Below are 16,274 nucleotides of genomic sequence, written 5' to 3'. Positions count from 1 at the left end.
TAACTGATCGGCATTAACCTTGAGGTAGCTTTTTTTATGCCCAATAAATATTATTTAGCTTTAGAGCCTGAATAAGCGAATGGGGCATCCACTTTCCAAACTCTGTAGCGTACTTGGCTGTTTTCTGGCAAATAAATAACTTTAGGTAAGCGACTGTCATAAGGTATTTTTAAACTGCCTTGAATAGGTAAAAACTGTTCAGTTAATGCTTTGTCAAAGCAGGCCATCATTGTGCTTGGACCTTCATTAATCGTATCTACCTGGTAATAGTTGTAGCCCCAGCCTTTCACAGAAAATTGCTTTAACTCACCAGTAAGACCATGTTTATTGCAATCAACCATTTTAGTTTGACCTATCTGGATCTCAAGCATGTAATCTGCTTCATTATCTAATGTGTCTAGGGTCAATATGTGTTGCACCTGTCCTTCTTTTGGAACTGGAAACATTTTAGAGGCTTCTTGTGAGACATAGTTCGTCGCTGAGTAGGCTTGAGCTTTAATGATAGGTTGTACCATCTCGTCAGGTTTTACTGGTGATGTGGCGCTAACAGAAAAAGTCGCTGCAGTGAGAAGAAGGCCTGATGCCAAGGTAAAAATACGTACTTTATTGTTAGAAAATGAGTTGAAAATCATATTGGCTCCAAAATATAAATGAATATGCTAACTTGCGATACTTCTACTAACGGCATTAAAACCAAAAGGGGTTAAATATTACTTAATTATTTATAGTTTATTTCCATTTTTTATAAAAACCAACTAAAACAAATCACTATGTGTTTGTTCCATTGCCCGTTTAATGTTTATAGCCTCAGAGAAAACTGGCTTTGTTCAGCAATAGGTTACAAAAGTAGACATTCATTTTTACGTTAGGTCTCATCTTTTTAAAATTTTTGTTGTCGTTACACTCATATTACTGAAATAATAGTTTGATAATCAAAGTATCTAATTTTGGAGATAGTTGATATTCAAGCTAAATCTGCAACATACCTGTCAAAGGTTCATTATGCATAACAGCATAATAATGATGTCAGCATAAGCGTGAAGCAGATAAAAGTTGCATACCAATATAGTCGCCATCGATAGAGCAAAATTTAACTATAGAATATTAAATAATAAGGCAACAAACGTTGCATAAAGGGTTGGGGATTATGGGAAACGCTGAACAATTACGCCAACAATGGACGCATAAGCATGAATTTGCTGCGCACAATAGTAGCGGAGAGCGCAATACTGCCATTGTATTGCTATTAACTGTTGTCACTATGTTTGCAGAGATTATTGCTGGAACGATATACGGCTCTATGGCACTGCTAGCAGACGGTTGGCACATGGGGACTCATGCAGCAGCCTTCCTAATCACCTTATTTGCATATCGCTATGCGCGCAAGCATGCAAACTCGCCTACATTCTCCTATGGTACGGGTAAAGTGAGTGTGCTGGGAGGGTTTACCAGTGCGGTAGCCTTAGGACTTGTCGCATTAGTCATGTTAGTCGAATCAGCTGTTAGATTGGTTAATCCGCAAGACATTCATTTCGACCAAGCCATAATGGTTGCTATAATAGGTTTGATTGTTAATGTCGTCAGTGTATTTCTATTAAAAGATCATCATAATCACGACCATGGTCATGGACACAGCCATGGACACAGTCATGGGCACAGTCACGAACATCACCATGGGAATAATCATTCACATGGGCATGAAGATCATAACCTCAAAGCTGCATATTTCCATGTGCTCGCTGATGCATTGACGTCACTACTGGCAATTGGAGCATTGCTTTTAGGAAAGTATATGGGGCTTAATTGGTTAGATCCTGTCATGGGGATTGTAGGAGCAGTGATTATTTCTCGTTGGGCTTGGGGGCTTATGCACCAAACCGCCCCCATTTTGCTCGACGCCAGCATGAAGCAAAAATCACTCGCAGAAATAAAGCTCTTGGTTGAGAGTAATGGTGATAGCTTGGTTGACTTGCACGTTTGGAAAGTCAGCGCTGATCATTATGCTGCAAGCTTAATCGTTGTGAGTGAAAGTGATGCAAACTGTGGTGATATTAAACAGAGGTTAGCCGATATTAAGGCTTTAAGTCATGTAACCGTTGAAGTACATCAGGTCAGTCAGGCACAATAACGTTTCAATCGCTCAGGAAATTAAATTAGATGAAAAACCAAGACGATCACTTAAATCACGCCATCATAGAGTTTTATGAAAAGTTGTCGTCTTGGGAAATGGCTGTCGTTAAAGACAACGGTTTTAGTTTACCCCAAGTACATACCGTTGAGATCTTAGGTTTGAACGGCCCAATGAGAATGAAAGAACTTGCTGAGAAAATTGGCGTGACTACAGGCACGCTAACCGTTCAAGTAGATAAAATGGTTAAAGCTGGCTTAGTGTTGCGTCGTGCTCATGAAACTGATCGTCGTTCGATATTAGTAGAATTGACTGATGCAGGCCAAGTGATGTTTGAAGAGCATGATAAACTTCATATGCAGCTCACCACAGATCTGACGGTCAACTTTAGCGACAAAGAGCGCAGTCAGATGTTAGATTTCTTTAAGCGTATAAATAGGGAGTTCTAACCGTCTCGGTTAAGAAGAAGAGCGACTCAAACCATACTTCAACTTAATGATACCCATTCCATTAAGGATATACTCAGTTCAGACCTTGCCATAATGTTGCCGATTTAAACAGCGTCACTAGGGCCTGTTGATCTTTCATGGTTGTTTTTACGCCAAATTATTGGCCATTTTGGCAAGGCAAGGCAGTGGCTATGTAATGTAGTGATTCTCCACAAAAGCCTTTAACGCAGAAAAATGACCAAGAAATACTGTCCTTTGGATCCTTTCATTGCTGCTATTCTTTTATGACTAGAATGCGTTCTTAGCTGGCTAAGCGTCATCACCCAAGCTTTGCACTAGAAGAATTATTCCTTACGGTAAACAATCGATCAAAAACCAAGCTCGAAAGATCAACAGACCTTAGAAACACGCTTTCTAGAAAAACACTCTCTTCAATAAACTAGCCCTTCAATAAAACACTATCTTCAAAAATACGATGAACTTATTGGTAGATTTAGTGCCTACTACTGGGTCTATTTCGAGTTTTCTGCTGTTTCTATTCGATCGTCAGCCAATTGGTGTGATTAAGCAAAGAAATGTGTAAAACCATACAATATGTATTGCGCTAATGTTAATATGTTTGGTCTGTTGTTACTTTCCAATTGATGAGTGACAGTAGTGCTAAAGGAGAGCATGACATTCTCAATTAGGGCATACTGAATACCGTCATAAAGTAGTTGTTATCGTAGTCAAATAATAAGAGAGTGCCCACTGTGTTATCTCGTTTAAAAAGCCTTAGCAGTAATCAGTTTACAGTCATACTTGCGCTTTATTACGTCTGTATTTTTAATATCCCGTTTTTCCAAATAGTGAAACAAGGTGTCGATAAGCAAGCAGATGTAAACCTTATATTTATCGCTACTATCCCACTTTTCCTCATTTTTGCACTCAGTTTTATATTCAGTATTTTCTCATTCAAATACCTTGCAAAGCCGTTTTTTATTGTCCTAACGCTAATGTCTTCAAGTGTGTTTTTTGCTGCATTGCAATACGGAGTCGTATTCGATTATGGCATGATTGAAAACACCTTTGAAACAAACTCTGCAGAAGCCGTGACCTATCTGAATTGGGCCTCGATACTTAATTTTGTCGTTACTGGTATTGCTCCTGCATTGCTGATTTATAAGGCTAATATTGAATTTAAACCATTAGCTAAAGAGCTGTTGTATAAGATTGCTCTTATGGCAGTAATGCTGATTGGTATTGGTATTATCGCAATCTTCTACTATCAAAATTATGTTTCGTTTGGTCGTAATAATGACATCATAAAACGTCATATCATTCCTACGTATTTTATTGGTTCTACGGCAAAATACATCAATATCAACTACCTGCAAGAGCCTATCGAGTATAAGCAGCTCGGCTTAGATGCAAAAAACACCACTGATAAACAAAATGAGAAGCCCAACTTAGTGGTACTGGTTGTTGGGGAAACCGCGCGTGAAATGAATTATGAGTACTACGGTTATGACAAACCGACTAACTCACATACTAAAGGGCAAGGGTTGTTAACGTTTAAAGATACTCACTCTTGCGGGACGGCTACCGCAGTGTCACTGCCTTGCATGTTCTCCAGAATGGATAGAAAGCATTACGAGTCTAGGCAGGCAAAGGCACAGGACAGTGCTATAGATGTGCTAAATCATGCCGGTATAGCACTAGACTGGCTTGATAATGACAGTGGCTGTAAAGGTGTTTGTCGTAATATTGATAATATACTCATTGAACACGATAGTGACCCTGATTTGTGTAATGGACAATATTGTTATGATCAGGTTCTACTCAATACACTCGATGATAGGCTTAGTCATTTAAGCAGTAAAGATAGCCTTATTGTGCTGCATATTATTGGTTCACATGGTCCAACTTATTACCTACGATATCCAGATGAACATCGCTTTTTTACACCAGATTGCCAGCGCAGCGATATTCAGAACTGCACTGATGAGGAGTTGGTGAATACCTATGACAATACGATTTTATATACCGATTACATTGTGTCGCAGGTAGTTAAAAAGCTTGAGGCAAAAAACGAAGAGTTCGATACCGCAATGCTCTATATCAGCGATCATGGCGAATCATTAGGTGAAAATGGTATGTATTTGCATGGTGCGCCTTATGCTTTTGCACCAGAGGAGCAAACCAAAGTACCGTTCTTAGGTTGGTTCTCTGAAAGTTTTGCAAAACAAAACAAACTGGATTTGAGCTGTTTGGCCAAGGAAGCAGAGCAAGGAGGTTATTCTCACGATAATCTGTTTGATAGCTTATTGGGCTTGATGAATGTCAAAACAGAGGTTTATCAGCGAGACAAAGACATTTTCTCCAGCTGTAGACAGCAGTAATCAGTCAAAAGTGGTAAATAAATGATAAAAGAGGATGGCAACATCCTCTTTTTTGTTTATTGTATTGATAAGTATGATATTTAGTCCTGGGGAAGATAATTTATGGATATGGCTCAACATTTGTCTGAGACCGAGCTTTCAGCGCGGATTCTAAGGCATGCGGTTCCCAAGATGTCAGAACTGAACATCCCTGTTACACCCAACAACTATTCCGTTTGGTATGAATACTACTTAGGGATTAATTTAGATTTAAAACGGGCGATAGACGGGTTACTGGCAAACGAAGTTAGCTTTACCGCGACAGTGTGTGAAGGTCTGTTTACCACTTATATACAGCAACATTCTCCGGAAGTTATGGAGAATGTGCAGATAGAAACGCAATTATTGATCAATCAGTTGCTCGCTAAAATTGCAGGAATGAGTCAAGGGAATGTAAAGTTCTCATCGACACTTAAAGCGTTCGATAAAGCATTAAAAAGCAACCCAAGTTCCGAAGTTTTACAGCAACTTGTCGATGATATTACCACTGAACTAGATGGTATCATTGATGCTAATATAGCGATGGATAAAAGCCTTAATACCATTAATCAAGAGGTTTCAGCACTTAAAGCTGAGATGTCTGATCTGCGCTCCGTCGTTATGACCGATCAATTAACGTCACTTAACAACCGCCGTGCATTTGATGAAGAGGTGATAAGCCATATCGATACCTTTAACCAGAAAGAGTTTGAGAGTAGCTTGTTGGTTGTGGATATTGATCATTTCAAAAAATTCAATGATGTACATGGGCATTTAATCGGCGACAAGGTACTAACATACGTAGCTCAAGCGCTAAAGCAGAGTGTTAAAGGTGATGATTTTGTCGCTCGATACGGAGGTGAGGAGTTTGTCATCTTGTTACCAAATACTGGTATCGACGAAGCTAAAATTGTCGCCAACAATCTACGCCAAAAAATAGCAAAACGAAATCTAACCATAGGTAAAGAGAAGAAACTTCCATTAGGGAACATTACGGTTTCAGTGGGATGTGCTTCGCTTAAATATAAAGACAATAAGGATAGCTACTTTATCCGTGCCGATGAAGCGCTGTACCGTGCTAAATCAGCCGGTCGTAATTGTGTGATGGTAGAGTCTGAATCTAATTAAACTGGGTTTAACCATTACAAATTAACAAAGTGGGCATTAAATTGCCCACTAAAATAAGAAGTTTTATAGAGCTTTAGCTAGCGTCGAAGCTTTACGCCCTAAGCTAGAGTTATGGCTTAAGATCCATATGCATTTTTATCAAGCGTTCTTCCATATCAAAAGTCACAGTAAAGCCTAAGTGTTTAGCTAAACTGGCCATATTGCGGTTTTCAAACATAGTAAAACCAGTTAAAACCAGTGTGTCATTGGCCTTATAATAGTTTATGAGTTTTTCAAGCAATAATTTGCCTAACCCTTGGCCTTGGAAATTACTGCGAACCGCCATGGCAAACTCTGCTTCTGTGTTATCGGGGTCAATGGAGGCTCTGATCGCACCAAGGGTAATGTCTTCGCCGTCGTCTCCTTTTGCGGTTGCTATAAATGCCATCTCTCTGGCGTAATCTATTTGTGTTAGTACCGCCATCTCTTCGTGAGTCATTTTAGATCGCACGCCAAAGTAGCGCTTGTATCTATCCTCATCTGAAAGTGAATTATCAAAGGCTAAATGTTTTGGCTCATCCTCGGGCAAAATTGGTCTGAGCATCACTTCATTACCGTTTTTGAGGGTGGCTAATTGCTCTAGTTCTTTAGGGTAGGGCGATATAGCAAGCCTAGCGGCATTATCAACCGGTTCTTGATGCAGCTGAATATTGACGTCAAGCAAGGTGATTGACTCTCCTGCACATAAAACGGGGTTGAGATCCAGCGATGCAATTTCAGGGCAATCGATAATCAGATGCGATATTTGTGTGAGCAAAACACACAGTGCATTCATATTCAGACCAAGGGGAAGATGTCTATCTTTCAATTTTTTGGTCTTGAGTGCCTGGATCACCATATAGCGCGCTAACGTCATATTTAGCGGTGGTAAGGCAACTGAGGCATCTTGGGTTGGATCCCATTCGGATCCACCTTCTCCTAGAAGGATCGCGGGACCAAAAACTGGGTCGTTGGCTACTGCAACCCTTATCTCTTGGGCACCAGCGGTTAATGCCATTTTTTGCACAATCAACCCCTCTATTTTAGCATCTGGATTGAGGGATATAACACGATCAATGATGGCTTTGGCCGCATGCTCAACTTCACTATCAGAGGTAAGGTTGAGCATGACACCGTGCACATCTGATTTATGATGGATATCGGGAGACTGCACTTTTAGCGCAATGGGGTAGCCAGCTTTTTTCGCTAAGTTAACCGCTTCTTCAGCAGTATTGGCGAACCAAGTATCGATAGTCTTAAGGCCATAAGCACCTAAGATACTGCTCGACTCATGGGTCTCTAATATCGTCTTACCCTTGCTTAAGGCTAGTTGTAATTTTTCTCGCGCTACTGCTGTATTAGCAGGAATATTATCTGGGATAGATAAGGGTACCTCCTGCAGTAGCTTTTGGTTACGTCGATATTCAACCATGTGCATAAAGGCACCTACTGCGCCCTCGGGCGTTCGGTAGGTTGGAATGCCAGATTTAGAAAAGAGTCTACGAGCCTCATAGGCTGAATCTTCGCCGCTCCAATTAGTTAATATATTGACTCTGTTTCTATTAGGGTGCTTAGCAATGGTATCTGCAATCGCTTGGGCGACTTGCACACTTTCTCCTAATGCCGATGGCGAGTGCAATATCAAAATCGCATCTAAGTTATCGCTATCCATCATTATTTCGAGCGATTTTGCATAGCGACTTGCATCTGAATCGCCACCTATATCGACAGGGTTTTGTCCTGACCAACTTTTTGGCAAAAGAGCATTGAGTTTTTGGTAGACGTCTGCTGCTAGCGGAGGTAGTTTGCCACCGCTAAGGATAAGCTCATCCAGTGCCAAAACCGCAGGGCCGCCACCATTACTGATGATCCCTAGACGTTCACCTTGTAAAGGTGTTGAATGAGCTAAGGTTTCTACTGCGGCAAATAACTCAATTAAATCATTAACTCGTAACATACCTGCACGTCTAAAGGCTGCTTCATAAACTGCATCATTGCCGGCCACTCCGCCAGTATGCAGTTTAGCTGCGCTCGTACCTTCAGCGCTGCGCCCGGATTTAATCACTAAAATGGGTTTATTTCTTGATGCTGCTCTCGCTGCCGATAGAAACAAGCGCTTCTCATTGACCGAGTCAATATAGAGCATAATGGCATCGGTTTTAGAGTCTCGGCCTAAATAATCCAAAAGCTCATCAAAATCGATATCGTTAGCATCACCGAGCGATATAAAAGAGGAGAAGCCAATGCCTTTATTATTAGCCCAATCAAGCACTGTTGTGCAAATCGCCGCTGACTGTGACACGAACGCTATTTTACCTGGTAGGGCACTCGTGTGCGCCAAACTGGCATTCAAGCCAATATTCGGCAATATCATCCCCAGACTATTGGGCCCTAGGATCCGCATGCCATAACGATGCGCGAATTGCTGCATTTGTTGTAACAAGCTGACGCCATTCTCTGTTAATTCATCGGCCATGCCTGACGCCATGACAATGGCAACCTTACAGCCAAACTGCGCAAGTGTTTCGATAATCGCTGGCACTCTGTTGGCCGCGGTACAGATAATGGCAAGATCGGGCTTAAGTGGTAAAGCTTCAATATTGGGATAGGCCAGAACTCCCATCACCGCTTCATACTTTGGTGTTACGGGCATAATAGGCCCTGAAAAACCTCCAGACAATAGGTTTTTTATCAGTACATTGCCGGCTCGTTTAGGCTGGTTCGAAGCACCTATTATCGCAACGGATTTAGGCTTGAAAAGTGTATGAAGAGTACGTTGGCTCATGAACTTATCCACTAAGTCAGTATGTTATGAGTGTACATGAGCAGTTTGATTTTTCCATAAGAGTTTAGTCTTGTATCACGTCAATTATGGGCTAATTTGCGTTCAATCAATTCATAGGGAGCTTTTGATAATAGGTTTAGCTATTTTCATAGGGTTAATGTGTATTTTATCGTGTCTATTTTAAGTTAAGACAACGCTCTTAAATTATCGGTTTCAAGTATTTTTCCCAGTGTTGAGGATTCAGCTAAAACTTTAAAATCACATAATAATCCTTATTTGTTATGGAAATCCGGGTGAACTCATCTCAAACAGCGGTAAGCAGTTTATACACCTCAGTATGTAAAAGTATTGTAGGTCAGGAGCATGTGGCTAAGTCTTTAATAATAGCTCTGCTGACCCGAGGTCACGTGTTATTGGAAGGATTACCTGGAACAGCAAAAACGCGTTCCATAAAGGCGCTTGCTGAATCAATGCAAGCTAATTTCGGACGTGTACAGTTCACACCAGATCTATTACCGTCTGATGTCACTGGCTCTGAAGTCTATCGAGAGGTGGCAGGCAAACCGCAGTTAGACTTCCAACCTGGTCCAATTTTTAACAACATAGTATTAGCCGATGAGATAAATAGGGCGCCAGCCAAGGTACAAGCGGCTCTTCTTGAAGCGATGGCTGAAGGAACGGTAACAGCTGCTGGTCAAACTCGTAAGTTACCGGACCTATTTATGGTTTTAGCAACACAGAACCCCGTTGACCAAGAGGGTACCTATCCGTTACCTGAAGCACAAATGGATCGATTTACCCTAAAGGTCAATGTTGCTTATCCCGATAAAGCGGCTGAACTTGCAATAATTAAGTTAGTTAGACAAGAAGAGAGTGCCACCTCGAAAGAGGATCAAGCTGACAGTAATATGTTGATGGTTTCACCAACCGATATATTGGCGGGACAGCAGGCACTCGCAGATATCTATGTCTCTCCCGTTATGGAAAACTACATTGTTGATCTCATTATGGCGACTCGCAATGTCGATATATATGATAACGCTCATTTTCCCGATTGGATTGAGGTAGGAGCAAGCCCAAGGGCAAGTATTGCGTTAGATCGCTGCTCTAGGGCTCATGCATGGCTAGATGGCCGTGACTTTGTTTGCCCTGATGATGTACGAGCTGTACTGCACTGTGTGCTGGGGCATCGACTTATTTTGAGCTACAACGCCGCTGCATTGGGGATTAAACCTGAGCAGGTTGTCGATGACCTACTTAAATACGTTCCTTATGGGCAGTGATTAGTGGTTTTTCAAATTAACCGTATGCATAAGCCCATTACCAATGGCGATTCAGATCTGCAAACATTAGACCCGCGCATCTATTGTAATTTAAAAGCACTGGTCGCGTTAAAATCTGCAGCTGCAAACCTTTCTTTTCAACATGGGCGATTTCGCACAAGCGCCCGAGCTGGTCGGCACAACTCAAAAATACGGGGGCGAGGGCTTAACTTCGAGGAGCTTAGGCATTACCAAGATGGTGATGACGTAAAGAATATGGACTGGCGCACGACAATGCGAACGGGTAAGCCCCATATTCGTGCTTACAGCGAAGAAAAAGAGCGCCAAGCGTTGATCGTTGTTGATCAGCGAACTTCAATGTTTTTTGGATCTCAACATGCGATGAAATCTGTTGTTGCTGCGCAGTTATCGGCGTTGTCTGTTTGGAGTATTTTACGAAGTGGTGACCAAGTTGGTGGCTTGGTGTTCGATGACGACAAAACTTACTACACTAAACCACGCCGCAGTGAAGACAATGTGATGTCATTTTTTCAATCAATAGTTTCAGCTAATCATAAGCTTAACGTTAATAATGTTGTCAGCGAGAGCCAGCTTTCCTTAAACAGAACCCTATTACAGCTCGACAAGATCATCAATGGTAATTCAACCGCCATTATTGTCAGTGACTGGCAAGGGTTCAATGATGAGTCGCTCACTTTATTAAAACTGCTACAGCGGAAAAATGAGGTGGTTTTAGTTTATGTCCATGACGAATTTGAGCGAGATCTAAACAATATCACCAATCTAGTGGCGACTGACGGCAGTGCCCAATTATCGATCGATCCCAAACAGATAAACCATCAAGTGCCTAATTTCTATAAACACTACAGTGACCAATTCAAGCGGAAACTTAATGAGCTTAATTGTGCAAGCAGGACACAAGCCTTACCTGTCATAGAAATTGATACTGATGGCTCTGAGTTAAACCAGTTTTGCTCAGCATTGGGCAGGGGAATTAATTGATATTGAACATTGATCATATTCAACAAACTGCACAACAAAATACGTTTAGCTTCGGCAACCCGATGCTGCAACTGAATGAGTTTGTGGGTATTGAAATTGCTGAAGCTATCGAATTTATACCGCAAACTTGGGGCTGGTGGCTGTTGCTATCCATAATGAGCTCACTCTTTGCATTATATTTCTATATGCAACTTAGGCATTGGTGGAAGAATCGTTATCGCAAGCTAGCGGTTAATAGAGTTATCGCGGCCAAAAACAAACCGCTACCTGAGTTTTCGGTTATTGTACTTTCAGAGATAAAACAGGCAATTGCATTAGCCTATGGCACTTCAACGATGCTAAAACCGTCAAGTTTGAGCCTATCTAGCAGTATTAAGGGTAATGCGACCACTCAAGCAAGGTCTTGTGCAGCCAGCTGTAGCTTAGCTGCGCTTAACGGACATACTTTGCTGGTTCTGTTAGATATAACAGCTGAACATAACACTAGCTTTAATACTCCTTTAGGTGATGCTTGGCAGCTTAGTCTATTGTCAAAAACTGAAGTTAAAGATGCAATTACTGTTCAAAAAAACCTGACACAGCAGGCTTGTATTTGGTTAATCCATCATAGGACAACGTTGCCTTGTGGTTTAGCTGCCACCAAGGAGAGTGCCGATGCTTGAGTTTAACTACCCGCTTTGGGCTTTAGTACTACCGTTACCTTGGTTGATAAACTACTTTATCCCCGCTTTTAGAGTCAAACCGGCAGCCATTAAGGTTCCTTTTTTTAATAGAGTAGTCGATTTATTGAAACCGACTCCTAACTCGGCACGGCAGTATTTAACGCCGTCACGCTGGCAGAAATGCGCATTGCTGATTGTATGGTTGCTACTCGTTACAGCCTTGACCCAACCCGTTATTCTTGGCGAACCGCAAACTCGACAGCAAATAGGCAGAGATCTTATGGTCGTGGTTGATCTATCAGGCTCGATGGAAACCAAAGATTTCATCTTACATGCCAAACAACCAACACCTGACGGAGTCGCGATGACTTCGAGCACTGAAATTACAGGTGAATATATTTCAAGGTTAGATGCCGTTAAGCACGTATTGCATGATTTCGTTATGCAGCGACAAGGTGACAGGCTTGGACTTATTTTATTTGGTGATGCGGCTTACTTACAGGCTCCTTTTACAGCAGATCTTAATTCATGGTTAAGCTTGCTTGATGAAAGTCGTGTAGCAATGGCTGGCCAAAGTACCCACATCGGTGATGCACTAGGCTTAGCAATAAAGGTGATGAGTAGCGATGAAATTAAATCATCGCAAAAAAATAAAGTTGTGTTATTGCTAACCGATGGCAACGACACAGACAGCTCTGTGCCGCCATTAGAGGCTGCTAAAATTGCCGTGAAAAATGGTATTAGAGTCCATGTCATTGCCATAGGTGATCCTCAAACCATTGGTGAGCAAGCTATGGATATGAATGTGATTGAAGGTGTCGCTAGACTCACGGGAGGTAAAGCATTTCAAGCTATTTCGACACAAGAGCTCAATAAGGTCTATCAAACGATAAATAAACTGGAACCTGCAAAGTTTGCTAGCTTCACCTATCGGCCAAAACAAAAGGTACATTATGTGCCTGTCGCGGCCGCACTGATTATCTATCTGGCTACTTATTTACTGGTATATGTTGTACGTCGGTTCAACGTGAACAAACCTAGCAAACAGGACTTAGATAGCAGGGAGCAGGCGTAATGGATATCGGTACAATGTTATCGCAGTTTCATTTTATAAGACCTTACTGGTTACTGTTGATCATTCCTTTTACTTGGCAACTTGTGGTGCACTTACGCAATGCTATAACCGTTGAACAGCATATAATGGTGCTTCCTAAACATCTGGAAAAAGCACTTGAAATTGGCGGCGGAGGTTGGCGAAAACGCTTGCCTATCAAATTCTGGGCATTGGGTTTCTTCATTGCAATAGTGGTAGCCGCCGGCCCAACTTGGCAGCGACAGACTTCCCCTTTTGGAGAAGATCACGCCCCTTTAGTTATTTTGCTAGACGTCTCTGCGTCGATGTTACAAACCGATGTTCAGCCTTCCAGACTTGCTCGCGGCAAACAAAAAATCTCAGATCTTCTCGCCATAAGAGGCGGTGGTAAAACTGCGCTTATTGTCTATTCAGGTAGCGCGCATATAGCCATGCCTTTAACCAAAGACAACGCAGTTTTCCTGCCGCTGCTAGAGGCCATTACACCAACAATTATGCCGCGCAAAGGTAAGTTTGCCGAGTATGGATTAGCTGAGTTAGACAAACTGTTCGAGCAGAGTGATTTTGCATCTAAATCTGCCACAGTGCTCTGGATAACCGATGGTATCGGTACTGATACCGAGAAAGCCTTTACCGATTATTTTAACCTACCGAAAAAAAGATCTGAATTGGGAAAACAAGGAGAGGGAAAGCTGTCAAGTGTTGAGAGATTACAGTTAGTCGTATTAGGAAGTGGAAATATACAGCACGATGCGGATATTAAATTCCAGAGTGATGAACTAAGGGCCCTGGCTACTCGTTTAGGTGGAAGCTATCAACAAATATCTGTCGATAATAGTGATGTTATAGCAATCAACAAATTGATTGAACGTAACATTATGATCAACAGCGATAGCGCTGAGCCTTGGCAAGAGATGAGCTACCCGCTGGTGTTTATCTTGGTCGCAATCTTCCTAATGTGGTTTCGTAAAGGCTGGACGGTTCAATGGTGTTTAGTTGGCATGTTAATCCTTACTGCACCCGGGCAGAGCATAGCCGCCTTTGAATCATATATCGCTACAGAAACCTCTGTGATTAATGACTCAACGCCTGAACGGAAAAATATGCGGGGAATAAAACAAGCAATTCACCAGTTTTGGTTTGATGCTTGGTTAACGCCAGATCAGCAAGGGCAGTGGTATTTCAACAACAGTGAATACAGTAAAGCTGCGCAGAAATTCACTCAACCTTATAGTAAAGCCACCGCATTTTATTTAGCAGAAGAATTTAAGTCTGCTTATATCCATTTTTTACGAGTCGACAGCGCCGAGTCTTTGTTTGGTGCTGCTAACGCATTGGCGCAACAGCGAGAGTACATTGCTGCTAAACAGCTATATCAACAAGTTGTAGCGCAGTATCCCTCTTTTAAGCCTGCGCAAATTAATTTGAACAAAATCCAGAAGATCATTGATGATATAAACCGTCAAAGTGCAAGCCAAGCCAACACTGAAGACGAAACTTCTACTGAGTTAGGTGATGAACCACAGACAGGTGATGGCGCCGATGAGAAAGTCTCCGCGCAAATGATAATTAAACAAACCTATACCGCTGAACAATTGCTTGCAGATGACGCGCTATCGCAGGCGTGGATGAAAAGGGTACAAGGGGCACCAAGCAGGTTTTTAGCAACAAAATTCAGAACACAGCTTAATCAACGTCAGCAATCGACATCAAACTAATGATGAGAATCATTTTATGTTAGCCAATAAACGCGCCCAATTCGACGATGGGAGTTTGGAAAGGTTATTTCCAATTCTCACATCACTTAAAACGTTAATTAAAGTCGTTGTTATCACTTTAGTATGGCTGGCCATTTTAGGAGGTCTGCTTGTCATTAGTCGCTTTCCTAATCTTGCTTTCGCAAGTGATGATGGGACTGTAACGGCAATAACGCCCAGCAGCGTTAATGAATTACAGCAGGCGGAAAAGTTAAAAATAACCACACGATTAGCGCCGGTAAAAGCGGTTTCTCCACAACAGCAAGTTGATCTGTATATACAGATTTCTACTGATACATGGTTTGCTGGTGGTAGCCACATTAGTGCTTTTGATGTCGAAGATACAGTTGTGCTTCGACGTAAAAAATTAGCCAATAACTACACTGAACGGGTTGATGGAAAAACATGGTCGGTGCAGGAGTGGCAACTCACACTTTATCCGCAAGCAATAGGAGTCATAACCGTTCCTAAAATTGCGGTCACCGTGAATGTTGCTGATAAACCAGGCTCTAGTGTAAAAGGCACGTTATACACCCAGCCTCAACACTTTACTGTTTTACTTCCTGATGAAAGGTTAGCTAACACAAATCATTATATCGCCGCGCCAAAGGTGACATTTGAACAAAAAATGACGCCAGAAAATGGCAGTGAATTGCATATCGGTGATGCCATCACTCGTACGTTAACCATCAAGGCGACCGATAGCAGCGCCATGTTGTTTCCCGATTTTCCACTTGCAGAATCGGAGATGTTATATGGGTATAGAGGTCCTGTAGAGAGCAGAGATAACCACCATCGTGGTGATTTCAGCGCGAATAAAGTCTATCAACAAATTTACGTGGTGCAGCAAAGCGGCACAGTGAACCTACCAGAATTGTCTCTTTACTGGTGGAACACCAAAGATGAAGAGTTAACAGTACTCACAGCTAAGGCACTATCGTGGCAAGTCACTCACACACCATTGAGCTTCGTTAAAGCTTTTTGGCTATATGGCTTACTGTTGCTAGTAGTATTAGCTTTAACGGTGAAGGGGGGAATTTGGACTATAAAACGTATTCAAAAACAACAATGCCCAGTAGCTATTTTATTTGTTTATAGTCTTATAACAAAACAATACGCACGTGCAGAGCAATACCTTTATTGGCGCAATAGTGATAAAAACAAAAGCGTGATATATACCCATAGTTTGAGGCTATTAGGTGATTCGGCTCAAGGATTAAAGAAAGATGTAAGGGGGCTGCAAAGCCAAGAACGCGCTAAAGACATGTTGTTGAATCGATGGCAACAAGGGTTTGCTCAAAAGAATGATAAGGATCGACGAACCGCCAAAACGCGTAGATTTTATCTTATGTTTTGGCGTTCTATTCCAAATAGAAGCGGTCGATAACATTGTTTAGACTTCATTTTGAGCTGCAAAATACGCCAAATTAATTCTACTTACTAGGGACTGCCGAACTTTAGAGCTTAGTTTTTGTTCGTTTATTTACCGTAAGCAATAATGCTTCTAGTGCAAGACTAGAGTGATGACGCTTATCTTGGCCATTTTTCTGCGTTAAAGGCTATTTGTGGA

At 41.8% G+C, this 16,274-nt stretch carries 12 protein-coding genes; 10 read left to right on the top strand and 2 right to left on the bottom strand.

Annotated features, from left to right (window positions below):
• Positions 1–50 precede the first annotated feature (50 nt).
• Entirely contained in the window at positions 51–632 is a 582-nt protein-coding gene (gene eco / locus AB4238_RS14720) for a serine protease inhibitor ecotin (RefSeq protein WP_372034098.1), read from the bottom strand.
• A 515-nt stretch (positions 633–1,147) separates the two neighbouring features.
• Here eco and dmeF point away from each other — a divergent pair.
• From dmeF to AB4238_RS14700, 4 genes are all read left to right on the top strand, one after another.
• The gene (gene dmeF / locus AB4238_RS14715; protein ID WP_372034097.1) at positions 1,148–2,128 is read left to right on the top strand and encodes a CDF family Co(II)/Ni(II) efflux transporter DmeF; all 981 of its coding nucleotides are present in this window, start codon (positions 1,148–1,150) and stop codon (positions 2,126–2,128) included.
• Between the two features lie 29 nt (positions 2,129–2,157).
• Positions 2,158–2,577: a MarR family winged helix-turn-helix transcriptional regulator gene (locus AB4238_RS14710; RefSeq protein WP_371994624.1), complete on the top strand. Its 420-nt coding sequence runs from the start codon at positions 2,158–2,160 to the stop codon at positions 2,575–2,577.
• Positions 2,578–3,329: 752 nt separating this feature from the next.
• Entirely contained in the window at positions 3,330–4,958 is a 1,629-nt protein-coding gene (locus tag AB4238_RS14705; RefSeq protein ID WP_372034096.1) for a phosphoethanolamine transferase, read from the top strand.
• A gap of 102 nt (positions 4,959–5,060) precedes the next feature.
• Positions 5,061–6,104: a GGDEF domain-containing protein gene (locus AB4238_RS14700; RefSeq protein WP_372034094.1), complete on the top strand. Its 1,044-nt coding sequence runs from the start codon at positions 5,061–5,063 to the stop codon at positions 6,102–6,104.
• A 109-nt stretch (positions 6,105–6,213) separates the two neighbouring features.
• Here the strand turns inward: AB4238_RS14700 and AB4238_RS14695 are convergent, their stop codons facing one another.
• A complete protein-coding gene (locus AB4238_RS14695) occupies positions 6,214–8,907 on the bottom strand; it encodes a bifunctional acetate--CoA ligase family protein/GNAT family N-acetyltransferase (RefSeq protein ID WP_372034093.1) in 2,694 nt (897 codons plus the stop codon).
• A gap of 281 nt (positions 8,908–9,188) precedes the next feature.
• Between AB4238_RS14695 and AB4238_RS14690 the strand changes: the two genes are divergently transcribed.
• Genes AB4238_RS14690 through AB4238_RS14665 form a run of 6 tightly spaced genes read left to right on the top strand, consistent with a single transcriptional unit; the run spans position 9,189 to position 16,091 of the window.
• Complete coding sequence (locus tag AB4238_RS14690) at positions 9,189–10,190, top strand: AAA family ATPase (protein ID WP_372034092.1); 1,002 nt, start codon at positions 9,189–9,191, stop codon at positions 10,188–10,190.
• A gap of 3 nt (positions 10,191–10,193) precedes the next feature.
• Positions 10,194–11,192 (top strand): DUF58 domain-containing protein, encoded by a 999-nt coding sequence (locus tag AB4238_RS14685; RefSeq protein WP_372034091.1) that lies wholly within the window; start codon positions 10,194–10,196, stop codon positions 11,190–11,192.
• The gene (locus AB4238_RS14680; RefSeq protein WP_372034090.1) at positions 11,189–11,854 is read left to right on the top strand and encodes a DUF4381 family protein; all 666 of its coding nucleotides are present in this window, start codon (positions 11,189–11,191) and stop codon (positions 11,852–11,854) included. The genes AB4238_RS14685 and AB4238_RS14680 overlap by 4 nt, the downstream gene beginning before the upstream one ends.
• The gene (locus AB4238_RS14675) at positions 11,847–12,929 is read left to right on the top strand and encodes a VWA domain-containing protein (protein WP_372034089.1); all 1,083 of its coding nucleotides are present in this window, start codon (positions 11,847–11,849) and stop codon (positions 12,927–12,929) included. The genes AB4238_RS14680 and AB4238_RS14675 overlap by 8 nt, the downstream gene beginning before the upstream one ends.
• Complete coding sequence (locus AB4238_RS14670; protein ID WP_372034088.1) at positions 12,929–14,665, top strand: VWA domain-containing protein; 1,737 nt, start codon at positions 12,929–12,931, stop codon at positions 14,663–14,665. The genes AB4238_RS14675 and AB4238_RS14670 overlap by 1 nt, the downstream gene beginning before the upstream one ends.
• A gap of 16 nt (positions 14,666–14,681) precedes the next feature.
• The gene (locus tag AB4238_RS14665) at positions 14,682–16,091 is read left to right on the top strand and encodes a hypothetical protein (RefSeq protein ID WP_372034087.1); all 1,410 of its coding nucleotides are present in this window, start codon (positions 14,682–14,684) and stop codon (positions 16,089–16,091) included.
• Positions 16,092–16,274 lie beyond the last annotated feature (183 nt).

Source organism: Shewanella sp. 10N.286.45.A1 (genome assembly GCF_041470405.1).
GTDB lineage: Bacteria > Pseudomonadota > Gammaproteobacteria > Enterobacterales > Shewanellaceae > Shewanella.
Note: the sequence above shows the minus strand (reverse complement) of the source record. Positions and strands in the feature narration are given on the sequence as shown.